General features: G+C 69.5%; 21 protein-coding genes and 4 pseudogenes. 16 read left to right on the top strand and 9 right to left on the bottom strand.

What is annotated here, in order from left to right:
* Positions 1-170: 170 nt before the first annotated feature.
* The gene (locus tag FNH08_RS02040; protein WP_152769491.1) at positions 171-1154 is read right to left on the bottom strand and encodes an NADPH:quinone reductase; all 984 of its coding nucleotides are present in this window, start codon (positions 1152-1154) and stop codon (positions 171-173) included.
* 20 nt (positions 1155-1174) lie between these two features.
* Positions 1175-1753 (bottom strand): PadR family transcriptional regulator, encoded by a 579-nt coding sequence (locus tag FNH08_RS02035; protein WP_152769490.1) that lies wholly within the window; start codon positions 1751-1753, stop codon positions 1175-1177.
* A 33-nt stretch (positions 1754-1786) separates the two neighbouring features.
* Here FNH08_RS02035 and FNH08_RS02030 point away from each other — a divergent pair, with 33 nt between their 5' ends.
* A complete protein-coding gene (locus FNH08_RS02030) occupies positions 1787-2272 on the top strand; it encodes an ester cyclase (protein ID WP_322723496.1) in 486 nt (161 codons plus the stop codon).
* A gap of 241 nt (positions 2273-2513) precedes the next feature.
* Here FNH08_RS02030 and FNH08_RS02025 read toward each other — a convergent pair.
* Positions 2514-2708: pseudogene (locus FNH08_RS02025) on the bottom strand (arsenic resistance protein); the annotation flags it as partial.
* 406 nt (positions 2709-3114) lie between these two features.
* On the opposite strand from FNH08_RS02025, the gene FNH08_RS02020 reads away from it, so the two are divergent.
* Positions 3115-3435: a hypothetical protein gene (locus FNH08_RS02020; protein WP_152769488.1), complete on the top strand. Its 321-nt coding sequence runs from the start codon at positions 3115-3117 to the stop codon at positions 3433-3435.
* Here the strand turns inward: FNH08_RS02020 and FNH08_RS50540 are convergent.
* The 3 genes from FNH08_RS50540 to FNH08_RS02010 all read right to left on the bottom strand — a co-directional run bounded on the left by FNH08_RS50540 (position 3427) and on the right by FNH08_RS02010 (position 4834).
* Complete coding sequence (locus tag FNH08_RS50540) at positions 3427-3660, bottom strand: DUF6207 family protein (protein ID WP_322723495.1); 234 nt, start codon at positions 3658-3660, stop codon at positions 3427-3429. The genes FNH08_RS02020 and FNH08_RS50540 overlap by 9 nt on opposite strands.
* Positions 3661-3758: 98 nt before the next feature.
* Complete coding sequence (locus FNH08_RS02015; RefSeq protein ID WP_152769487.1) at positions 3759-3998, bottom strand: hypothetical protein; 240 nt, start codon at positions 3996-3998, stop codon at positions 3759-3761.
* Positions 3999-4321: 323 nt separating this feature from the next.
* Positions 4322-4834, bottom strand: coding sequence for a nuclear transport factor 2-like protein (locus FNH08_RS02010; RefSeq protein WP_152769486.1), 513 nt, complete (start codon positions 4832-4834; stop codon positions 4322-4324).
* A 1058-nt stretch (positions 4835-5892) separates the two neighbouring features.
* On the opposite strand from FNH08_RS02010, the pseudogene FNH08_RS53420 reads away from it, so the two are divergent.
* Positions 5893-6666 (top strand): annotated as a pseudogene (locus FNH08_RS53420) (hypothetical protein); the annotation flags it as partial.
* Between the two features lie 110 nt (positions 6667-6776).
* Here the strand turns inward: FNH08_RS53420 and FNH08_RS01995 are convergent.
* Positions 6777-7292 (bottom strand): annotated as a pseudogene (locus tag FNH08_RS01995) (transposase family protein); the annotation flags it as partial.
* A gap of 516 nt (positions 7293-7808) precedes the next feature.
* Positions 7809-8444, bottom strand: coding sequence for a TetR/AcrR family transcriptional regulator (locus tag FNH08_RS01990; RefSeq protein WP_152769483.1), 636 nt, complete (start codon positions 8442-8444; stop codon positions 7809-7811).
* Positions 8445-8581: 137 nt separating this feature from the next.
* Here FNH08_RS01990 and FNH08_RS01985 point away from each other — a divergent pair, with 137 nt between their 5' ends.
* The 8 genes from FNH08_RS01985 (at position 8582) to FNH08_RS01950 (ending at position 17426) form a co-directional block, all read left to right on the top strand.
* Positions 8582-9736, top strand: coding sequence for a VOC family protein (locus FNH08_RS01985; protein ID WP_152769482.1), 1155 nt, complete (start codon positions 8582-8584; stop codon positions 9734-9736).
* The gene (locus tag FNH08_RS01980) at positions 9733-10671 is read left to right on the top strand and encodes a fumarylacetoacetate hydrolase family protein (RefSeq protein WP_152769481.1); all 939 of its coding nucleotides are present in this window, start codon (positions 9733-9735) and stop codon (positions 10669-10671) included. Before FNH08_RS01985 ends, FNH08_RS01980 begins: the two co-directional genes overlap by 4 nt.
* A 19-nt stretch (positions 10672-10690) precedes the next feature.
* Positions 10691-12271: a bifunctional 3-(3-hydroxy-phenyl)propionate/3-hydroxycinnamic acid hydroxylase MhpA gene (mhpA, locus tag FNH08_RS01975; protein ID WP_152769480.1), complete on the top strand. Its 1581-nt coding sequence runs from the start codon at positions 10691-10693 to the stop codon at positions 12269-12271.
* Positions 12268-14277 carry an acetoacetate--CoA ligase gene (locus FNH08_RS01970; protein ID WP_152769479.1) on the top strand — a complete coding sequence of 670 codons (2010 nt, stop codon included), beginning with the start codon at positions 12268-12270 and terminating at the stop codon, positions 14275-14277. Before mhpA ends, FNH08_RS01970 begins: the two co-directional genes overlap by 4 nt.
* Before the next feature lie 219 nt (positions 14278-14496).
* Positions 14497-14841, top strand: a complete 345-nt coding sequence (locus tag FNH08_RS01965) for a DoxX family protein (protein WP_152769478.1) — start codon at positions 14497-14499, stop codon at positions 14839-14841.
* A 22-nt stretch (positions 14842-14863) separates the two neighbouring features.
* A complete protein-coding gene (locus tag FNH08_RS01960) occupies positions 14864-16048 on the top strand; it encodes a cytochrome P450 (protein ID WP_152769477.1) in 1185 nt (394 codons plus the stop codon).
* Between the two features lie 32 nt (positions 16049-16080).
* Positions 16081-16278, top strand: coding sequence for a ferredoxin (locus FNH08_RS01955; protein ID WP_152769476.1), 198 nt, complete (start codon positions 16081-16083; stop codon positions 16276-16278).
* Positions 16275-17426 carry an NAD(P)/FAD-dependent oxidoreductase gene (locus tag FNH08_RS01950; protein WP_152769475.1) on the top strand — a complete coding sequence of 384 codons (1152 nt, stop codon included), beginning with the start codon at positions 16275-16277 and terminating at the stop codon, positions 17424-17426. Before FNH08_RS01955 ends, FNH08_RS01950 begins: the two co-directional genes overlap by 4 nt.
* A gap of 55 nt (positions 17427-17481) precedes the next feature.
* Here FNH08_RS01950 and FNH08_RS01945 read toward each other — a convergent pair whose 3' ends face one another.
* Positions 17482-18138, bottom strand: a complete 657-nt coding sequence (locus FNH08_RS01945) for a TetR/AcrR family transcriptional regulator (RefSeq protein WP_152769474.1) — start codon at positions 18136-18138, stop codon at positions 17482-17484.
* A 121-nt stretch (positions 18139-18259) separates the two neighbouring features.
* On the opposite strand from FNH08_RS01945, the pseudogene FNH08_RS52950 reads away from it, so the two are divergent.
* From FNH08_RS52950 to FNH08_RS01925, 5 genes and pseudogenes are all read left to right on the top strand, one after another.
* Positions 18260-18479, top strand: a pseudogene (locus FNH08_RS52950) (VOC family protein); the annotation flags it as partial.
* A gap of 30 nt (positions 18480-18509) precedes the next feature.
* Positions 18510-18677 (top strand): hypothetical protein, encoded by a 168-nt coding sequence (locus tag FNH08_RS52945; RefSeq protein WP_322723507.1) that lies wholly within the window; start codon positions 18510-18512, stop codon positions 18675-18677.
* On the top strand, positions 18674-19024 hold the full coding sequence (locus FNH08_RS01935; protein ID WP_152769473.1) for a DoxX family protein: 351 nt from the start codon (positions 18674-18676) through the stop codon (positions 19022-19024). Before FNH08_RS52945 ends, FNH08_RS01935 begins: the two co-directional genes overlap by 4 nt.
* A complete protein-coding gene (locus FNH08_RS51465; RefSeq protein WP_322723493.1) occupies positions 19021-19221 on the top strand; it encodes an FAD-dependent monooxygenase in 201 nt (66 codons plus the stop codon). Before FNH08_RS01935 ends, FNH08_RS51465 begins: the two co-directional genes overlap by 4 nt.
* Before the next feature lie 24 nt (positions 19222-19245).
* The gene (locus FNH08_RS01925; RefSeq protein WP_152769472.1) at positions 19246-20778 is read left to right on the top strand and encodes an amidohydrolase family protein; all 1533 of its coding nucleotides are present in this window, start codon (positions 19246-19248) and stop codon (positions 20776-20778) included.
* Positions 20779-20930 lie beyond the last annotated feature (152 nt).

Raw genomic sequence — 20930 nt, 5'->3', positions numbered from 1 at the left:
GCTGATCCGCTCCCGCGTCGGCGGTGACGTGACCGGTGCCTTCCCAGATCGTTGCCGCCGACCTGCCCGCCGACACCGCGCTCGATGGAGAGCTCATCCGATTACCTGGCAGCGCGACGGGCCGCCCCGTAGGGCTAGGCAGTTGAACAGAGCAGTGTTCCGAGTCTGCGCTACTGGGGGATGGTGAGCAGGATGCGGCCGTGGCCACCGCCAGCGTCGACGTGGCCGTGGGCCTTGGCGATGTCGTCCAACGGGTGACGGTCGCCGACGGCGACGGTGAGGGCGCCGACGGCGGCGGCGGAGGTGAGGTCGCGGGCGGCCTGGCGTTTGGCCTCGGCGGGGAAGTCGTCGCTGCCGAGCAGCCGCAGAGTGACGTTGTTGAACAGCAGCGGCCAGAAGGGGATCTCGGTGCGGTCCGTGCGGGTGGCGTAGGCGGCGATGACGGCGTTGTTGGCGGCGACGGCGTTGTCGAGATCGGCGTTGTCGGACAGCGCGACCTCGATGATCCGGTCGACGCCCCGTGGCGCGTACGAGCGGATGGCCGCGGCGGGGTCGCCGGTATCCAGGGCGACGACGTGGGAGACGACGGCCGGGTCGACGCGGTCGAGGTCCGCGGTGCGGCGGACGGTCGCGATCACAGTCGCGCCGGCCCAATGGGCGAGCTGGGCGGCCAGGGAGCCGACGCCGCCGAGAACTCCGTGGACCAGGACCAGTCGGCCGTCGACCGGGCCGTCGGCGAAGACGGTGCGGTGGGCGGTGATGCCGGGGATGCCGAGGCTCGCGCCCAGATCGTCACTGAGGTGGTCGGGCAGAGGTACGGCTTGGTGGTCGGGTACGACGGTGTACTGAGCAGCTGTGCCGAAGGGGCGGTAGGACTGGGCGCCGTATACCCAGACCCGCTGTCCGACGCGGCGGGCGTCGACTTGGGCGCCCACAGCGTCGATGACTCCGGCGGCGTCGCTGTGCGGGATCACTCGCGGGAAGGGCATGGACGAGCCGAGCCAGCCGCGCCGTTTCTTGGTGTCGCCGGGGTTGATGCCCGAGACGGTGACGCGGACGCGGACCTCGCCGGGGCCGGGGGCGGGATCAGGGAGTTCACCGACATGCAGGACATCGGCGGCGGGGCCCTGGTCGTCGTACCAGGAAGCAAGCATGGGGGTACCTCCGTGGACAGTCAGCCCGCGGGAGCGGCGGGCGCATGCGGATCGCTGTCGGTGCCCGTGGTGTCGGATGCGGGCGGTTCCTCGCCGAGGGTCTCGCGCAGCCAGGTCCGTTCGGCGCGGCTGGTGGCGCGGGCGGTGAGCAGCATGCCCCGCCGGTAGGGGTCGGCGATCTCCTCGGCACGCAGGGGCCGCTCGTTGTCGTAGAAGAAGCTCGCCGGTTCTTCCAGGAACTCCAGCCGCCTGCGCAGCACCGCATGCTGTTCGGCCACGTCGGGCAGGTGGGAGAGGAAGGCCAGGACAACGTAGAACCGGGTGAAGTCGGTGATCTCGTGGTCGGCGGGCTTGCGCAGACGCTGAAGCATCTTAGCCCGCCCGGCCGCGGTCGGGCTAAGCACGTACCGGGCCGCCCCCGCGGCCGGGTCTGAGCGCCGCTCGATCAAGCCCGCCCTGGTCAGGCGATTGATCGCCGGATACAGGCTGCCGTCACTGACCGGCCGCGTATAACCGGTCAGCTGTGAGATACGGCGGCGCAGCTCGTGTCCGGGCAGGGGTCCCTCGGCGAGGAAGCCGAGTATCGCGAGTTCCAGCATGAGTCCATCTTCGCACGCGAACATCGAATCGATGTGAACATCGATTCGATGTTACGCTCGCCGGTACCCGCCCAAACGTCTCCGGAGAGGCACAGCAAGATGCCATCGCAGTCCACCGAGTCAGTGATGAACCGTTTCGTCGAGTTCATCAACACGGGCAACGAGGATCTCGCCCGCGAGGTCATTTCTCCGGACGCGGTGTTCCACGCGCCAAGCCACCCGGAACCACTGCGGGGGCCCGATGGGTACTTGGAAGTCATCGGGATGATGCGCAGCGCCTTCCCCGACGTCCAGTGGACGCTGGAGGAGACGGTCACCGAAGGCGACACCGTGGCCGCGCGGTTCACCATGCGGGGAACCCACGACGGTGAATTCTTCGGGATCCCGGCGAGCGGCAACAAGATCTCGGTGCAGGCCATGAACTTCTACTACCTGGCCGACGGCCGGATCGTCGGTGAACGGGGCCAGCCCGATCTCCTCGGGGTGATGCAGCAGATCGGTGCCGTACCGGTGCCGTGAACCTCGTAGCGCCGGGTGAGCCTTCCGCCGCGCAGGACTGCCGCTGCTGGGAAGGGGCCGTACCGCGCGGTGGCAGAGGGCGACAGCCCGCACCGGAGCGCGGGCGGCCGGCGCGGGTTCACCGCAAGAGGCCGGTCTTCTTCTTGCTCCGGCGTCTTCGCGCCGACAGCGCCCGTTCAGCGAGAGCTCTACACCTTGTCACCGTTGACGTGACCGAGTCGGGTACGGAACTGCTCGCTCTACGGCGAATACTGCAACCCTCGAATACAGACAGGAAGACGACGTAGAACGGGACGACTGCGGCGACATCGGCGAGGCTGTCGCCGAGCTTGGGGACCCTGGAGGCGACCACCACCAGCACAGTGGCGGCCATCAGCGGCACCGTCGTGGTGATCGTCGCGTCGGAGACCTTCTGCCCGGCCGGACGGCGCGCGCTCGACGGGTAGCAGCCCGGCATCCTCGTAGAAGCGCAGCATCCTGGCCGGAACGCCGGAGTTCTCGGCGAACTGCGGCATGTCGTCACACCATCGACGCCACACCTTCAACCCGACTCGAAGGTCAACCCGCATCGGGACAGCCACCAGTCCCTCACCGGCGTACGGGTTCGCACTCGAACTGCTCCAGGATTCCGCGAACCCGCGCGCTTCGGCGTTCGACGTCCTGGCCCATCCTGCGGCGGGCTTTCCTGACCTGCGCCCGCGTCCGTACCTGGAGCGCCGCCAGGTCCTCCTGGACGTGCTCGCCGACGCCGGTCCGTCGATCGCGGCGGTGTGGTCGACCACCGACCTGGACGAGGCCCTGCTCTGGTACGCGGCGCTCGAAGGAACAGGCGTGAAGGGATCGTGGCGAAGCCGCTGCGAGGGGCCTATAAGGCGGGCCGGGTCTGGGCGAAGATCAGGCACGCGGACACAGTCGACGCGGCCGTGGTCGCGTTCACCGGCACCGCCCTGCACCCGAAGGCGCTCGCTGTGCGCCTGCCCGACGGACGGGTGGCGCTGTCCCAACGGCTGACCACGGCCCTGTCCTCGGTCGTGGCCCCGCGCTTGGTCCCCCAGGCCCGGCGGGCGTTCACGAAGGCCGGCGACTCCTACACGCCCGCCGGGGGGGCGGTGCCGGGGTGGAGGTCGTGGCGGGCACGACCCGGCACGCGGTCGTCACTGTGATGCGGCTGCGCTGACCGGCGCGGCGTCGGCCGACGCAGCGGTCAGGTCGGTGGGCTGACGCAGGTCTAGGTAGCAGCTCAGCCGTACACCGGGCTTGCCCGCGTCCCGGGTCGTGTGCTCCGCTTTCGCCGTCGCCCACCGGTCGGCGAGCAGCTGCTGGAAGGGCAGGGCGGTGGCGTCGTCGGCGCCCGCAACGTCGACGACGACCAGGCTCGGCTCACTCACGTGCACCTCGTTGATCGGGTTCATGTATGGCACTACGCCCGGGCGCCCGGGGAGAGTTCCGCCGCTGCGGCGTCTTCACCCGACCGAGCGGCAGGCTGTCAGGGGCTGTCGCCGCCCCGGTCCCAGCAGGCTGGGCCGCCGGGGCGCGGGTCGTAGAGCGCCCGGCCGCCGGAACCGAACCGCCCGAGCTCCGTGAGGAGGGAGACACCGTCGTCGATCTCCTCCGGCCTCCAGCCGGTGATGTCGAGCAGCAGTCCGTCCAGCGGCCCGCCCACCAGTTCGGCGTAGCTGCGTCCCGGCTTCGGGCCCCGGCGGGTGATCGTCGGCGCACTGGCCATGCTCACCGCCCTCGCCGGCAGCAGGCCCCTACTGCGCAAGGTGACAGCGGGCCCGGCACGAGCGGCGGACGGACGCCGTACCGACGGTCGAACCGCCCCTCGACACGGACCCGACGTCATGCCCGCAGGCGTCGGTGGCCCGGGCGTTCGGCGCGCACTCGGGCTCACCGAGCGCGCCGACGACCCCCAGTCCGCGACAGAGCAGCGGACGCGTGACCGACTACTAGAGCACCGGCACGTTCCGCCGCCAGCCTGTCCGCCAGTCCCCTCACTCGGCACTCCTTTCGCCGGAGTCCATTTTGGCGTGTCGGGGCCGGATGGTTTCATCGCTCCAATGTTTGTCCCAGCAAGGTGAGGATCTGAGCATCAGTAAGGCGTGAACCGTCCCACATCGACGTGAGACGGGTGATCTTCTGCTGGGAATCCAGCTCGAATGACACGATCCCGTGCGTGGGTGTCCCGTTGGGACGCATCCACTCGAAGCCGCCGCCCTGATCACTGCCGACCGTATGCCGGATCGCGCCTGATCGGTACGGCACCGATGTCGACGCCCGGTCGAGGTACCCGGTGATCGACTGCCGACCCACGAGCTCGATCCGCAGCGTCAGATCCTCGAACACCGCATCCTCGGCGAACAGGCCGGCGACTTCGCCTGCGATCAGCTTCGCCGCCACCTCCCCGATGATCGGCGCGGACTGGCTCGGAACGACATCCTCGCCGAAAGTGTGCGGGAACTGGTCATCGGGCACCCGCAGCTGGTTGGTTCCCTCCACGGTGGCATGCCTGCCGTCCCAGTAGTCGACCTGCCGAACCACCTTTCCGTCGTAGAAGTCCACAGCGGCCATGATCCGCAACTCGTGACCGCTGGCGTGTCGGTGAACAGCACGATCGCACTGTGCTTGTCTCCGATCAGCCGGGTCGGGTAAGAGCGCGCCGACGCGGGCCAGGCCGACATGAACTGCTCGAACGCCGTGCGCAGACTCTCCCAGGACGGGCTGTACCAGCCCAGGGTGGCGTCGGTGTAGTACATCGGCCGGCGAGCGAAATGCGCCATCGTCCGGTCCACGGAGTGCGCTGACTTGTCCCGGAACAGGCTTGTCACTTGGTTGACCAGACGCTGCGTGGCATGACTCGCGTCCAGGACCGGGTCCGGACGCGTGCTCGCACTCGCCGCGGCTGGCACCGCACTCAGTGTCGCGGTCGCCGCCAACCCACCCAGCACAACCCGCCGTGTCACAGCACTCACGAAAACCTCCATAGTTGAAGCTTCAAGCAAGCAGAGCATGTCGCCTTGACTTAGGAGTCTCAGAGCGACGACTGTCGCACTGAGGAAATCATCATCTTTGACGGAATGCTCCGTCAGCCGACAGAGAAGCACGCGAGCTGATCGGCGTCCTGTTCAAGGTCCCGGCCGTGTTCGACACCGAGATGCGCAACCGGCTGGGCTTTGCCCACTTCGAACGCCTCGCTCTCACGCCTGTCACACGTGATCAGCAGGCTCGAACGTGCTGGCTAGTCACCCGAACCGCCAACCCCTACAACGGCCAGATCACCAACGCGACCCTGACCGACGCCGTTTGCGACACCGTCGTGCACGCGACCCCGATCCATCTCAGGGAATCAAGCCTCCATCTGACCCGGAGCGCTTCATCTTTGGCGTCTGTTGTACTTGTTGACCGAGGGTGCGCTCGGCGGCACGGACTGGTCGCTGTGCTTCGGTCCCGGACGGAGGTGGCGAGGGCCAGTGGGCAACGTGGGCGGATGGATTCGTGAGCTCGCGCCGCGCGGCCAGAATGTGTTGTCCCGGTCGGTGCTGCCCTCGGCCCAGGTCAACCGGCTAGTCGACCGGGTCGGCGCGGGTCCGGTGGCCTGGGCCATCGAACTTGCCCAGGGCATGACTGATCACGTGACCACACAGATCCCGCAGCTCGGCGTGGACGGCCTCGTGCAGGAACTGCGGAAGGGATGCGAGGCCGTCGCGTTGAGCATCGTGGCTGCGCTGGCCGAGAATACCGAGGTCACGCCGGAGCCTCCGGCGGAAGCGCTCACGGGCGCTGTGGAGGCTGTGGGACGGGGAGCCGGTATCGAACACCTGCTGCAAAGCATCCAGCTCGCTCATGCCTACGCCGTCAGGGAGCTCCTTGCCGAGGCCGAACGACACCTGCCTGCCTCCGACCGGTTCGCGGCGGCGGGGCATGTCTCAGAGGTGCTGTTCGCGATCGTCAACCAGCTGTCCGCCGAGATGACTCGCGAGTTCTCCCAGGCGCACGCCGCCTGGGTGACCAGTTCGGCCGCCGTGCGCATGGAGCTGGTGCAGGATGTCCTCGACGGAAAGCCGGTCGCTGCCGATCATGCGCACCGCGTCCTGGGCTACGACCTCACCCGCCGGCACACCGCATTGGTGGTGTGGGCTGACGACCTCGAACAGGCCGATCCCGGCCGGTTGGCAGGGTGCGCCGAGCAGCTGCTGCGGGCGGGCGGAGCGACAGGCACCTTGATCCTGCCTGTCGGCCGGCAACGGGTGTGGGCGTGGGGGTCCAGCGTCCACGGTGCCTCGGCGGGACCGCCGACATCGACGGGCACGCCCCTGTCCGGGATCCGGGTAGCGGTCGGGCTGCCCGAGTCCGGCGTCGAGGGGTTCGCGTCCAGTCACGGTCAGGCCCTCGATGCCGTCCGGGTCGGGATGCTGTCCCGCACCGACCGGTGGCTGTTCGACTACGCCGAGCTCGACCTGATCGCCATGCTCAGCACGCATCTCGATGAGGCGCGCCGGTTCGTGTGCGTGCGGGCGCAGGTGGTGTCGTGCTCGCGCCCGGAACGGACCGGGGAGACCCAGATTCGCCAGCCGTCCGGAGCGGCGATGACCTGCACGTTCCCGCCGGGTTGCTGTGTTTCCCGGACCACCACAGGTCCGCGCCGTCGGGGCCGGCGGCGGCCACGCGGTCGGTGCGGATGGCCGTGCCGTCCAGGTTGAGGTGTGGTGTACCCGGCCGCCGCCGCGCGCTCCAGCGCGGTGGACAGGTCGGGTGCGTGGTCGGCGAGCACGGTCAGCCCCTCGTGCGGGTAGCGGTACGCGGTCGGGGCCGATATGCCTTTGTCCCCGGCGAGTTGGACCAGGCGCGTGCCGTCGATGAACCAGGACAGCACCAGCACCGCCTGCTTGAACGGGCCCAATGGCCGGGTGCCCTTGCGGGTGCCGAGTCGCTCGCGGTGTTCGCCGAGCGGCTTCGCGAGGTGCTGGGCGGTGGCCCTGCTGACATCGAGCACGGCGGTGTAGGTGATACTCGTCCACACGTGAAGCCGTGCGCGAGGGCCGGCGGAGCAGCGGGCAATCGTGCAGCGTCCCAGCCGGTGGCCGGGAGCGGGTGAGAACGGCTGGCGGCTCGGCGGTCCACAGCGCATGCCGGGACATGTGCAAACCGAGGAGGCCGGCACAGCGAGCCAGCGCCTGGGAAAGCACTCCCGGAACCACACCGCATCGACGTGAGCCGAAGCCTTCCGCCGTATGTGCGGCCGGGTCGGCGTTCGCCGACCGGCGACAGGGAACCCGCGAAGCCGATCTGGGCGCTCGGCACGGCGACGATGATCTCGGCACCGGCGCCCTGGGTTGCCCGGAGACCGCCGGGGGCGGGGCCCTGCAGCGCGCCGCCCCGAGGGATGCCCGCCGCGTACTGGGCTCCGACTGCCTACGGGCCGCGCTCGCGCAGCGCAGAAACGAGCCGTACGGAGGGCCGGTAGCGCTGCTGCGTGTGCGCTGTTCGACGTCATCACTTCGCCCGGGGACGCTGCCGAGGGGCGGCCAGAGGGAAGTCAGTTCCTGGGGGCGGGCAGGGGACGCCAGGCAACCTCGTGCGCCTCCTCAAGGGGAACGCCGAGCATGCGCAGGGTTATCTCGGCCAGGTTCGAGGCCGCTTCCTCGCCGTCGAGGTCGGGCCGGGAAAACCGCAGCTCCACCAGGGACAGTAGGGCTCCGCCTGTTCCAGACAGAGCGTAGATCGGGTCGATGGGGGCAAACCGGCCTGCCTCGATCCCACGTTGCACGTCGCGGCGGACGCTCGGGGCGAGGCCGCGATCGGAATGGATCTGGGACAGTCCGCGGTGTCGCAGGATACACATGAGCTCGGGGTGCGAGTCGGCCATACGAGCCACGAGGCGAAACCCCCCTGCCATCAGCTCGGCCGGGTCCTCCGTCCCTGCGAGCTGCTCGTCAATGACCTGGCCGAACTCCTTCAGTGCGTCCGCCACCGCAGCGTCGAACAGCTCCGCCTTCGACTCGAAGTGGTTGTAGAAGGAGCCCAAGCCGACATCTGCCCGATCGGCGATGGCCTGGATGCTGGCGCTGGCGTCACCGGCTTCGGCCAGGAGCTCCCGGGCGGCACAGATGAGCGCCCTGCGCGTCTCGGCACGGCGCCGCTCGAAACGATTACTGGGGCGTACCGAGGACATGCAGCGAGTCTAGCAACAGGAACGATGACTTCCACGTTCTTGATGATCGCATCAGAATTAACGCCTCTGAACTATTGACGACGAGTTCAGCAATGTTGATGATTTCTTCATTAAGGCAGCGTTGCTAGGAGGACGCCATGTCCCAAACCCGTGCCGACGAGATCGGCGGCAGGGATCTCAAGACGGCTCACCAGGACCTCCACAGTGAGCAGGGCGCCGTGCGCGGCGAGCATCCGGGGCGGTCCCGGAATCCTGTGATCAAGGTGGTGGACCTGGCCTGGCTGGAGTTCGAGAAGCCGGACCTGAGTCGGGCCGAGACCTTCGCCCGTGACTTCGGCTTCCAGATCGCCGCCCGCACGGAGCGGGAGCTGTGGCTGCGCGGGACCTTCTCCGGCCCGCCCTGCATGGTCATCCGCAAGGGGCGCGCCTCCCGCTTCATCGGCCCCGCCTTCCGCGCGGCCGAGCGGACCGACCTGGACCGGCTGGCCGGCGCGACCGGCACCTCAGTGCGGGAGTCGGACGTACCCGGAGGAGGTGCGGCGGTCGGCCTGCTCGACCCCTCCGGCCTGCCGGTGCGGGTGGTGCACGGCGGCGAGACGCTGCCCGCCCTGCCCGAACAGAAGCCGCTGCTTTTGAACTTCGGCACCGAGCACGGCCGCAGGAACGCCACGCAGCGCCCGCCGCGCGAGCCCTCCCGTATCCAGCGGCTGGGACATCTGGTCCTGGAGACGAGGGTGTTCGCACGCGCCCTGGACTGGTACCTGGACACCCTCGGCATGATCGTGTCCGACTTCCTGTTCCTGGACGGGCAGCGCGAACGGGGTCCGACCATGGCGTTCCTGCGCTGCGACCAGGGCAGCCTCGCGGTGGACCACCACACGCTGGCGATGCATCTCGGTCCCGGCACCGGCTACGTGCACTCCGCCTACCAGGTCACCGACCTGGACTCGATCGCAGCCGGCGGTGAGTACCTCAAGGAGCGCGGCTACCAGCGCAGCTGGGGCATCGGTCGGCACATCCAGGGCAGTCAGCTCTTCGACTACTGGCGCGATCCCGACCACTTCATGCTGGAGCACTTCGCCGACGGCGACCTGTTCTCCTGCGACGTCGAGCCCGGCTGGGCACCCATGTCCGCGAGCGGTCTGGCGCAGTGGGGGCCGCCGGCCACCCGTGACTTCCTCGGGGTGAATCCGTCCCCGGCCAAGGTCCGCGAGGTGCTGCGCGCGCTGCGCGGTGACAACGAACTCGACCCGGCGCGGCTGCTGGGCCTGATGAAAGCGATGAACTCATGAGCACCAACGTCCTGCGTACTGCCGACGGCTGGTGGGTGGTGCGCGGCCAGCGCGCTGTCCGCGTCGACAGCAAGGCCGTCACCACAGCCGAGTTGCTGGCCGACCGCGCCGCGATCCGGGAGGCGGCCGCCTCCGGCGAGGTCGGCACGGCGGTGACCGACCTGGCACCGCTGTCTCCGGTCACCGCTCCGTGCCGGGTTGTCGCACAGATGGTCAACTACCGCAGCCATGCTCGGGATTCTGGTTTCACCGGCGACATCCCGCCCACCTTCTTCCGCAAGGCCTCCGGGTCCATCAGCGGTCCGCAGGACACCGTCGTCCGGCCCTCCCACGTCAAGTTCCTCGACTACGAGATCGAACTCGGCCTGGTCATGGGCGCACCGCTCCCGGTAGGCACGGTGGTTGAGGAACGAGACCTGTCGTCGTACGTCGCCGGGCTGGTCGTCACCAACGACGTCAGCGCCCGTGACGTGCAGCTGACCAAGACGCAGTTCTACGAGAGCAAGTCGTATCCGACCTTCACTCCCACCGGCCCGTACCTGGCCCTGTTGGAGGAGGAGGACTTCGCCCGTCTGCTGGACCTGCGGCTGAAGCTGAGTGTCAATGGCGACCTGCGGCAGGACCGGACCCTGGCCGACATGATCGTCCGCCCGGCGCAGGCGCTCACCCTGCTGGCCCGCTTCCAGACCCTGGATCCGGGCGACGTGCTGCTGACCGGCACGCCCGGCGGCACCGCTCTGAAGGCCCCGCCGAAGGCCGTCGAGAAGATCGGTGCGCTGCTGCCTCCCGCGGTGAAGTGGAAGGCGTTCTTCAAGAGCCAGGCGAAGAACCCGCACTACCTGAGCCCGGGTGACGTGATCACGGCGACGATCGCGACCCCTGACGGCCGTATCGACCTCGGCGAGCAGCGCACGCCCGTCGCGGGCGCGAACTAATACCCGAGGTGAGCCGCACATGACCGTCGATGAAGCCGCACGTGTGCCCGTCGTGATCGTCGGGGCCGGGCCGGTGGGTGTAACCGCCGCCCTTCTCCTGGCCCGGCATGGGATCCCCAGTGTCGTCCTGGAACGCCACCGGGACATCTATCCGCTCCCGCGCGCCGTCGCAGGCGACGACGAGATCCACCGGATCCTTCAGGCCGCGGGCGTCGGCGAGGAGTTCACCGCGATCTCCCGTCCGGCGGGTGGGCTGCGGCTGCTGGATGCCCGGCACCGGGTGATGGCCGAGTTCCGGCGCTCCCAGCAAGGGCACCATGGCTATGCGCAGTCCAGCATGTTCGACCAGCCCGAGCTGGAACGCGTGCTGCGCGACGCCCTGGCGAAGCGCCCGGAGTGCGAACTGCGGGGCGGCGTCGAGGTCACCGGCGTCGGCCCGGAGACCGCGGGCCCGGTCCGGGTCACCTACCGGGACGACGACGGCGAGCACCATCTGTGGGCCGACGCTGTCCTCGGCTGCGACGGCGCCAACAGCCTCTCCCGCGAGGCGATCGGCGCTGTCTGGGAGGACCTTCACTTCGAGGAACGCTGGACCGTCATCGACGCCGAGACGACGGGCCCCGTTCGTTGCTGGGAGGGCGTCGACCAGGTCTGCGACCCGGAGCGGCCGGGGACCTTCATGCGGGTGAACGAGACACGCTACCGCTGGGAGTTCCGGCTCCGGGACGGGCAGGAGACGGTCCGCGAGCTGATCGCCCCATGGGTGCCGCCCTCGTACGACGGTGACTTCGAGGTCGTCCGCGAGACGCAGTACACCTTCCGGGCACGCCTCGCCGACCGCTGGAGCAGGGGACGGGTCTTCCTCCTCGGCGACGCCGCCCACCTCACCCCGCCGTTCATCGGACAGGGACTGTGCTCGGGCCTGCGGGACGCCTACAACCTCACCTGGAAACTCGCCCGCGTCCTCCGACAGGGCGCCGACGAACGGCTGTTGGGCACCTACGAGAGCGAACGCAGGCCGCACGCACGCCATGTCATACGGCTCGCGGTCATCATGGGCTGGGCCATGACCGGCGGCCAGGACGGCGCCGCCGCGATTCGCCGCCGGGCGCTGGCCGCCGCCTGCCGCATACCCGGCCTGACCGAACGGGCCGGCCGCGACCTCAGCCCGCCCCTCACCGCCGGACCGCTCGTGCGGCGCGGTATCCGCCGACGCCTGGCGGGCACGCACTGCCCACAACCCTGGGTTAGCGGCGACGGACGGCGCACCCGTCTCGACGAGCTGCTCGGCGACTCCTTCACCATCCTGACCACGGCCGTTCCCTCGCCGTCCCTGACCGCGCTCGCCCAAGGCCTCGGCATCAGGACGGTCTCCGTGGCCGACCTCGGCGACGACGGCACCCTGGCCGCCTGGCTGCGCGGCGGACGCGCGGACGCGGTCCTGCTGCGCCCCGACCGTGTCGTCCTGGACGTCGTCCCGACCGGTGGCCGTGACTTCACAGCCACCGCGGCCTGGGCGTCCCTTCTGCACACCACGCGCAGCCCCAACCCTTCCCCTCGGACCGCCGAGCAGAGCCTGCTGAGGAGCGCCGCACGATGACCAGGCCGTACCCGGACCCCTTCACGACGCCCGATCCGCAGGCCGTCGCCGACAGCCGCATCATGGACTTCGCCCGTCACGTCGGGGTGGACGGCACCGACTACGCCGCCCTGCACCGGTGGTCGGTCACCGACCTGGAGGGCTTCTGGGGCGCGGTGTGGGAGTACTTCGACATCGACGCGGACACCCCGTACGAGCAGGTGCTGGCCGAGGAACGCATGCCCGGCGCCCGCTGGTTCACCGGCGCCACCCTCAACTACGCCCACCACGCCCTGCGCAACCTCACCGACGACCGGCCCGCGATCATCGCACTGGACGAGAACGGCTCCGGTTACCAGCTGACCGGCGAACGCCTGCGCCGCCTGGTCGCATCCGTCGCCGCGACCTTCCGCGACCTCGGCGTCGGCCAGGGCGACCGGGTCGTCGGATACCTCCCCAACACCCCGCACGCCATCGTCGCGTTCCTCGCCGCGGCCAGCCTGGGCGCCGTGTGGTCGGTGTGCGGGCAGGACTACGCTCCCAAGGCCGCAGCCGACCGGTTCGCCCAGCTCGAACCCACCGTCCTGATCGCCGCCGACGGCTACCTCTTCAACGGCACCACCCACGACCGCCGCGACGCCACCCTCGAACTCGCCGGATCCCTGCCGACCTTGAAGGCCACCGTGCTGGTCGACCACGTCGGCCTGCCCTGGCCGTCGCAGACCTACCCGTCCCTGGTCGTCCCCTGGGAAGACGCCTCGACCCGTACCGAGGAGCTCGCCTGCCAGCCGGTGCCGTTCGACCACCCCCTGTGGGTCGTCTTCTCCTCCGGCACCACCGGTCTGCCCAAGGGCATCGTCCACGGCCACGGCGGGGTCCTGCTCGAACACCTCAAAACCCTCGCCCTGCACTCCGACCTCGGCCCCGGCGACCGTCTGCTCTGGTACACCACCACCCACTGGATGATGTGGAACCTGGTCGCCTCCACTCTGCTGACCGGCGCCACCACCTGTACCTACGACGGCAGCCCCGCCCCCTCTACCCGCCCGGACGTCCTGTGGGAGCTGGCGGCCCGTCATCGGGTCAGCGTCTTCGGCACCAGCCCCCAATACCTGCTGGGCATGGCCAAGTTCGGCATCGACCCCTCCGCGCACGACCTGTCATCGGTACGCGGCATCGGCTGCACCGGCTCCACGCTGCCGGCCTCCGCCTACCCCTGGACCCGCGACCACGTAGGCCCACGCGTCCAGCTGGCCTCCACCAGCGGCGGTACGGACGTCGTCTCCGGCTTCGCCGGCAGCGCGCCCAACACCGCGGTCTGGCCCGGGGAACTGTCCGCCCCCTACCTGGGTGTCGCGCTGGCCGCCTACGACGAGGAGGGCCTCCCCGTCGTAGGCCGGGTCGGCGAGCTCGTGATCACCCGCCCGATGCCGTCCATGCCGCTGTACTTCTGGAACGACCCCGACGGAAGCCGCTACCGCGACGCCTACTTCTCGACGTATCCCGGTGCGTGGCGGCACGGCGACTGGATCACCGTCACCCCCCACGGGTCGGTGATCGTCCACGGCCGCTCCGACTCCACCCTCAACCGCAACGGCGTCCGCCTCGGCAGCGCCGATATTTATGACGTCGTCGAACGCCTCCCGGAGATCACCGAGGCGCTGGTCATCGGCGCGGAGGAGCCCGACGGCGGTTACTGGATGCCCCTGTTCGTCGCCCTCGCTGACGGGGCCGTCCTGAACGACGCCCTCTGCGAGAAGGTCCGCGAAGCGATCCGCACCGGCGCCTCACCCCGCCACGTGCCCGACGAGATCCTCGCCGTCCCCGGCATCCCTCACACCCGCACCGGCAAAAAGCTCGAAGTCCCCGTCAAGCGCCTCCTGCAAGGCGCCCCCGTCGACCAGGTCGTCAACCCGGCCACGGTCGACATCCCCGACCTCATTGACCACTTCGCCCGCCTGGGAGCCGAACGCCACCGCCTGCTCACCCACGACACGGCCATGGACGCTCCCCGGAGCCAGGCATGACACCACTGACTGCGCGCCCGCCGCCCGAGCGGCCGCCAACACACACGTCACACCCGGCCGCAGTCCCTGCGCAACCCCGCTCGCTGAAACCAGCCGACGCCGGTCCCCCTTCCACGGAGACGCAGCCCCCGACAGCCGGACTTACAGGCCGCCGGAGATCCGCATCGCCGGCCGCGTCAGCACACCCCCCGCAACCATCCCGGCCCCCCAGGACAAACCATGATTCTTTCCATTGTTCTCGCCTGCCTCGTCGCCGTGCCCTTTCTGGCCATCGGTATGACCAAGGTGCTCGCCCTGAAGCCGATGCGTGAGAAGGCCGCCGAATCCGGCCACTCCGTCAGTGCCTATCGCGTCATCGGTGCCCTGGAAGTCGCAGGCGCCGCCGGGGTCGTGCTCGGGCTGGCCGTACCCCTGCTGGGCGGCCTGGCGGGTGCCGGGCTGTTGCTGCTCATGGCCGGAGCCGTGATCACCCATGTGCGCAACGGTGACGCGCGCGGTGCCACACCTGCTCTCGTGTGCGCCGCACTGGTCGCCGCCTACCTCGCAGCCCTGTTCACCGCGTGACCTTCCTCGAAGGGGGAACACGATGCCCACCCGCACGGACATCCCCGCCTACCGGCCCGACCTCTACTCGGCCGCAGCCATCCGCGACACCCATCCGCACTACGTCCGGCTGCGTGCACTCGGGCCCGTGGTCTGGTTGACCAAGCACAAGGTCTACGCTCTGCCGAGATATGAGCAGTGCAAGGCCGTTCTGCTCGACGACGACACCTTCGTTTCCGGCGAAGGCGTCGCTCTCAACCCCATCGCCAACCGCCTGGGGCAGGGCACCACCCTCTACAGCGACGGCGACGACCATGCACGTCGCCGCGCTCTCGTCGCCCACCGTCTCACCCCTCGGGCGCTGCGTTCCTTGACCGCCGCGGTGGAGGAAAAGGCGGCCGAGGTCGTCGAGGCAGCCATCGCGCGCCGGGCCGTCGACGGGGCCGAGATGGCCATGGCACTGCCACTGTCCGTCGTACCCGACCTCGTCGGCTGGCCCCAGGAGGGCCGTGAACACCTGCTGCGCTGGGCCGGCGCCGCCTTCAACGGCCTGGGTCCGTTCAACCGGCAGGCCGTGCGCACCCTTCCGTCGTCCCTCGGCATGATGCGCTACGCCCGCCGCGTCGTCCGGGAACGATCGGTTCTCGAAGGCAGCATGGGGCATGACCTGCTCTGCGCGGCCGACCAGGGCGAGCTCCTGCCGGCCGAATGCGCCACGCTGATGATCGACTACCTGTCGCCGTCGCTGGACACCACCATCAGCGCCATTGCCAGCGCCCTGCACCTGTTCGCCACCCACCCCGAACAGTGGCGGCTGCTCAAGGAGGACCCCGGACGCATCCCCAACGCGGTCAACGAGGTCGTCCGCTACGAGTCCCCGATCCGGGCCTTCACCCGCACTGCCGCCCGCGACACGACCATCGCCGGCCACGCGATCCCCAAGGGCTCCCGGGTGCTCGTCCTCTACGGCTCCGCCAACCGCGACGCGCTGGAGTGGGAGGCCCCGGACACCTTCGACATCCGCCGCGACGCCGCCCGCCAACTCGGCTTCGGACAGGGCACCCACGGCTGCGCCGGCCAAGGACTGGCCCGCCTGGAGACTTCCGCGATACTGCGCGCTCTGGTCGCACGCGTGGACCGCATCGAGCTCACCGGCACTCCTGAGTGGGCCCTCAACAACATCATTCACCGCTACGAGCGGCTCCCGCTCCAGTTCATCCCCGCCTGACACCCCGCACATCCCCGCTCAAGGACAGCCCCATGAAGATCTCCGTCGACTACGCCCGCTGCGAAGGTCACGGCCTGTGCGCCGACCAGGCCCCCGACGTCTTCTCCCTGGACGACGACGCCGAACTCACCTACCACTTCGAGGACTTGGAAGTACCCGACGAACACACGCCCGCAGCCCGTGCGGCTGTCAACGTGTGCCCGGTCGCCGCCTTGCGGGTGCAGCCATGACATCCGCCCGTTCGGTGCTCATCGTCGGTGAGTCGCTGGCCGGCACCACCGCCGCGCGGGAGCTGCGCGCACTCGGCCACAGCGGCCGCGTCACGATCATCGGCGCCGAGACACACGGGGCCTACTCGCGCCCGTCCCTGTCCAAGACAGTCCTCAAGGACCCCGCCACTGACGACACCATCAGACAAGACCTCGACGGGCTCGATGTCCGGGTCGTCCGCTCGGCCGCCACCGCGGCCCACACAGATCGCCGCACCGTGACGACCGACGATGGCCGCGAGTTCGGCTACGACGCGCTGATCATCGCCACCGGCGCAGCGGCCCGCAGGCTCGCAGCGCCCGGCCAGCGTGGCGAACTGGTGCTGCGCACGCTGGACGACGCCCGCCGGCTGCGCACCCGCCTGGAAACCGCACGCTCAGCCCTCGTGGTCGGAGCGGGCTTCCTCGGCATGGAGGTGGCCACGGCCTGCGCCGCCCGCGGCGTCCCCGTCACCGTCCTGGACGTGGACCGTCCGCTCGAGCGGATACTCGGCAGTCATCTGTCCGTCGCGATCACCGAACGTGCCGCGGCGCACGGTATCCGCTTCCTGCAGACCGCCGGCTTCGCGACGCTCGCCGGTGACCCCGTCCACGGCGTCACGCTGCCCGACGGAACCGAGCTGACCGCGGACCTCGTGGTGACCTGTGCAGGGGAGACGCCCTGCACCGACTGGCTGCCGCGCACGGGCCTGGCCGACCGTCTCGGAGTCGGCATCGACTCCGCTTGCACCACATCCGTCCCCAACGTGTTCGCCGCCGGTGACGTCACCTACCTCCGCGCCGACGGCACCCACCCCGAGCGGCGCGCACCGTTCTGGTCCAATGCTGTCGCCCAGGGCAGGCTCGCCGCCGCCTCCGCCCTCGGGCTTTCGCCGACAGGACCGGTTCAGGATGACTACTTCTGGACCGAGATCGCAGGCCTCACTCTCAAAGTCGTGGGCCCCCTACCGCTCGTCGGTGAGCCCACCACGGTGGACGGCAGGGTGACCGACGGGCGGGCCCTGCTCACCTGGCGTCACTCCGGCGGCCACTCCACCGTCGTCGCCTACGGCCTGCGCAAGCCTGTCGCCGCGCTGCGCGCACTGGCCGGCTCCGTCCCCGCGCGGTGAGGCAACCATGGCCGTTCTGCTGGACAGTGTGATTCTCTTCGAGGCGCGGCTGCGTTCAGGCGACGGAGTCCGGCCCGGTCGCGGTGGTGTCGAGGTCGGGCAGTGGTCGGCTGCAGATCTCGTGGGCTTCGGCCGCGGTGAGGCCGAGCATGTGCAGCAGGTCCTCGGTCACACGGTCCGTTGCCGCGGCGTCGTCGCGCTCGGGCTGATGGTGTAGCAGTTGAGCGAGGCCGAGGACGGCCCCGGCGACCGTGACCATGGCGAGTTCGGTGTCACCGACGGTGAAGCGGCCCGCGCGCACGGCTGCCTCGATGTCGCGGCGGGCGCGGGGAGCGAGCCCGTTCTCCGAGGTGGCGAGTTCAAGCCCGAAGTGCAGGAGGACCTTGCTGAGTTCCGGGTGTCTCCGGTGCAGGCGCCCGGTCAGCCGGAAGCCCTGCGCGAAGACCTGTGCCGGGTCGTCGAGGCCGGTTGTCAGCTCGTCCAGCAGGGCGCCGAACGTGTCGAGGGCGTTCTCGACCGCGGCCTGGTAGAGCTGCTCCTTCGTCTCGAAGTGGTTGTAGAACGTCCCCATCCCGACGTCCGCGGCCTGGGTGATCTCCAGGATCGGCACCGCGGTCTTCCCCTCCGCGATGAACGCCTGGGCCGCTCGGATCAGGGCTGCGCGGGTGCGCGCCTTGCGCTGTTCCACTCGGCTCGGAGCGTGCTCCGGCATCCGTGCTCCCGTCTCAGCTCGTCGTCGCCGCATCGTAGCCCATCGCGTCACCATTGATTAAATCGTCAGAAACTCTTGACTGACGATATGCTCGTAACTGACGATGTCGTCATCAATGTGAATGGAGGGAGTAGCCGTGGGAGATCTACACAGCGGGCACGCCGCGCTCGCGGGCGAGCACCCCGGCCGGGGCGCGAACCCGGTGATCAAGGTGCGGGACCTGGCCTGGCTGGAGTTCGAGAAGCCGGACCTGGAGCGGGCGGAGGTGTTCGCCCGGGCCCGGGTTCACCGTGCTCAGCACCAGGCACGAGCTGCACCTGCGGGGCACCGCTGACGGCGCGGTCGCTCGTCCCGACGAGCACGCCGGTGAGGTGCCCGTCGCCTATGTGACCCTCACGCCCGGCGCCACGGCGGCCGAGAACGACCTGCTCGGTTGGGCCGCCGACCGGGTACTCGAGCACGCCGCCGCGCCGAAGGCCGTCACGGTGCTATACGCACTGCCCGTGACCGCCGCTTTGACGTTCAAAGGAAACTCATGACCGTCCTGATCGTCCTGTCCGTCCTCGTGGCGGCCGTCTTCTTCCTTTTCGGTGCGGCCAAGCTGTTCGCGCTAGCGCCCATGCGGGAACGCGCTGCGCATGGCGGGTTCTCCGTCACCGCCTACCGAGGCATCGGTGCGTTGGAGATCGCCGGAGCCGCCGGGCTCCTGCTCGGCTTGGCCGTGCCGATGCTAGGCGTCCTGGCAGGTGTCGGCCTGCTCCTCCTGCTCGTCGGCGCCCTCATCACGCACGTGCGCAACCGGGACCGTGGCCGCGACCTCGTGCCGGCGCTGGTCTGCGCGGCGCTCGTCGTCGGCTACCTCGTGGCCCTCGGGGTGTCGCCGTGAAGGTGCCCGTGGTCATCGTCGGTGCGGGCCCGACCGGGCTGACCGCCGCGGCGCTGCTCGGCCGGCACGGCGTCGAGTCCCTGGTGCCTCGGTGTCGAGGCTTCCGCGCATCCTGCGATTGGCCGCGCGCACCCCTAGGTCCCGGTGGCCCGAATCACCTCCAGGACCAGCCAACAGCCCCAGCTAGCCGTGGCTAGCCGCAAACGAACCGAGGTGGATCCATGTCCCAACGCACACTGATCACCAACGCCAACCTGCTGACCTTGGCCGAGCCAGCCCCTCCCGGAGTCGGCCAGCTCCTGATCGAGGGAGGGCGCATCGCCGCAATCGGGCGCGACCTCGGTGTCACCGATGCCGAGATTGTCGACGCCGGCGGTGGCATCGTGATGCCGGGCATGGTCGATACACATCGACACACGTGGCAGTCGCTGCTGCGAGCCAGGTTGGCGGACGGGACGCTGTACGACTACATGGCCTTGGCCCGTTACGGCTACGCCCCCCACTTCACAGCGAGTGATGCTGAGCTGGGCAACTACGCCGGCGCCTTGGACGCGCTGAACGCGGGAGTGACGACGGTGGTCGACCACTCCCATCTGGTTGCCACGCCCGACCATGCCGACGCATTGCTGACGGGTCTGGAGAAGACAGGGATCAGGGCGGTCTACTGCTACGGCTTGGCCGACGTCCCGGACCCAGGCGTACCCATCGACACCGAGCGGGCCTACACCTCCCGCTGGCGACACCAGGACGCCGAGAGGTTCCGCACCGAGCGGTTGCCCGCCAGCGATGGGCTGATCCGATTTGGTATCAGTGGCAGCGAATTCCTCTTCGCCCCCCTGCACTACACCGTGCCCGAGGTGGAACTGGCCCGGAGCCTGGACGCGCATCGCTTCACGGTCCACGTCGCCAACGGCCCCTTCACGCGGGGCACTCGGTATGTCACCCGACTGCTGGCGAAGGGGCTCGTTGATGACCGCACACTGTTCGTGCACGGCAACGCCCTCACCAGCGGCGACCTGGCACGCATCGCAAGCGTCGGAGCGTCGATCTCGGTGGCCCCGGAGAGCGAGATGCAGATGGGCATGGGGACCTCCATCTGGCCCAGTGCACGCCATGCCGGAGTGGCCTGCGGTCTGGGAGTAGACATCGTGTCGGGAGGTTCCGGCGACCTTTTCACCCAGATGCGACTGGCCCTGGCGGCCGGGCGTATGGCGGTCAACGACAAGCTCGGCAAGCGCGGGATCATGCCCGAGAAGCTGCACCTGACGGCCGACGACGCAGTGCGCGCCGCCACGATCGACGGCGCTCGCGCGGCCGGCCTGGACCGCGAGGTGGGTACGCTGGAAGTGGGCAAGTGCGCCGACCTCATCCTTGTGCGCGCGGGCGCAACACATCTGTCGCCGGTTCTCGACCCGGTGAAGACCGTGGCCCTGCAAGCCGGAGCCGGCGACGTCGAACTGGTGATGGTCAATGGCAGAATCGTCAAGAGGGACGGGCAGCTGGTAGTCGCCGGTTCGAAGGAGCTTGGGACACGTCTACAGGTGGCTGCCGAGCGCATCCTCACGGCGGCAACCGACCAGAGTCTCGACGAGGCCTACTCCTACGTCCGAGCAGCCTTTCCCCTGGACAGGGCCTCCGCTATGGGAGCTCGGGTCGTCGGAAAGGCCCTGCAGGTCCGCAGCTTGGACGACAAAGTGTTCCGCATGATGCTGGCCCAATCAGCCAAAGCCCAGAGGCCCGCGGGAGTTCGGTGACGGAAGTAAGGTCTTCTCGGCAAAGTGATGGTTGGGTGCGTGACCATGTGCGGGTGTCGGGGCGGTGACCCGACGTCAGATATGCGCGGGGGATGCCTCGGCCGCCCCGGGGACCTCCCCACGTCCCCCACGGGGCCGGGTCAGTCTCCAGC

The organism is Streptomyces spongiae (genome assembly GCF_009377185.1).
GTDB classification, from domain to species: Bacteria; Actinomycetota; Actinomycetes; order Streptomycetales; family Streptomycetaceae; genus Streptomyces; species Streptomyces spongiae.
The sequence above is the reverse complement of the archived record's forward strand: the minus strand, read 5'-3'. Positions and strand labels throughout refer to the sequence as shown.

What these genes read in the sequence shown, in the direction of transcription:
- FNH08_RS02040 (WP_152769491.1), bottom strand. Translation starts at nt 1,154, where the DNA reads ATGCTTGCTTCCTGGTACGACGACCAGGGCCCCGCCGCCGATGTCCTG.
- FNH08_RS02035 (WP_152769490.1), bottom strand. Translation starts at nt 1,753, where the DNA reads ATGCTGGAACTCGCGATACTCGGCTTCCTCGCCGAGGGACCCCTGCCC.
- FNH08_RS02015 (WP_152769487.1), bottom strand. Translation starts at nt 3,998, where the DNA reads ATGGCCAGTGCGCCGACGATCACCCGCCGGGGCCCGAAGCCGGGACGC.
- FNH08_RS01990 (WP_152769483.1), bottom strand. Translation starts at nt 8,444, where the DNA reads ATGTCCTCGGTACGCCCCAGTAATCGTTTCGAGCGGCGCCGTGCCGAG.
- FNH08_RS01985 (WP_152769482.1), top strand. Translation starts at nt 8,582, where the DNA reads ATGTCCCAAACCCGTGCCGACGAGATCGGCGGCAGGGATCTCAAGACG.
- FNH08_RS01980 (WP_152769481.1), top strand. Translation starts at nt 9,733, where the DNA reads ATGAGCACCAACGTCCTGCGTACTGCCGACGGCTGGTGGGTGGTGCGC.
- mhpA (WP_152769480.1), top strand. Translation starts at nt 10,691, where the DNA reads ATGACCGTCGATGAAGCCGCACGTGTGCCCGTCGTGATCGTCGGGGCC.
- FNH08_RS01970 (WP_152769479.1), top strand. Translation starts at nt 12,268, where the DNA reads ATGACCAGGCCGTACCCGGACCCCTTCACGACGCCCGATCCGCAGGCC.
- FNH08_RS01965 (WP_152769478.1), top strand. Translation starts at nt 14,497, where the DNA reads ATGATTCTTTCCATTGTTCTCGCCTGCCTCGTCGCCGTGCCCTTTCTG.
- FNH08_RS01960 (WP_152769477.1), top strand. Translation starts at nt 14,864, where the DNA reads ATGCCCACCCGCACGGACATCCCCGCCTACCGGCCCGACCTCTACTCG.
- FNH08_RS01955 (WP_152769476.1), top strand. Translation starts at nt 16,081, where the DNA reads ATGAAGATCTCCGTCGACTACGCCCGCTGCGAAGGTCACGGCCTGTGC.
- FNH08_RS01950 (WP_152769475.1), top strand. Translation starts at nt 16,275, where the DNA reads ATGACATCCGCCCGTTCGGTGCTCATCGTCGGTGAGTCGCTGGCCGGC.
- FNH08_RS01945 (WP_152769474.1), bottom strand. Translation starts at nt 18,138, where the DNA reads ATGCCGGAGCACGCTCCGAGCCGAGTGGAACAGCGCAAGGCGCGCACC.
- FNH08_RS01935 (WP_152769473.1), top strand. Translation starts at nt 18,674, where the DNA reads ATGACCGTCCTGATCGTCCTGTCCGTCCTCGTGGCGGCCGTCTTCTTC.
- FNH08_RS01925 (WP_152769472.1), top strand. Translation starts at nt 19,246, where the DNA reads ATGTCCCAACGCACACTGATCACCAACGCCAACCTGCTGACCTTGGCC.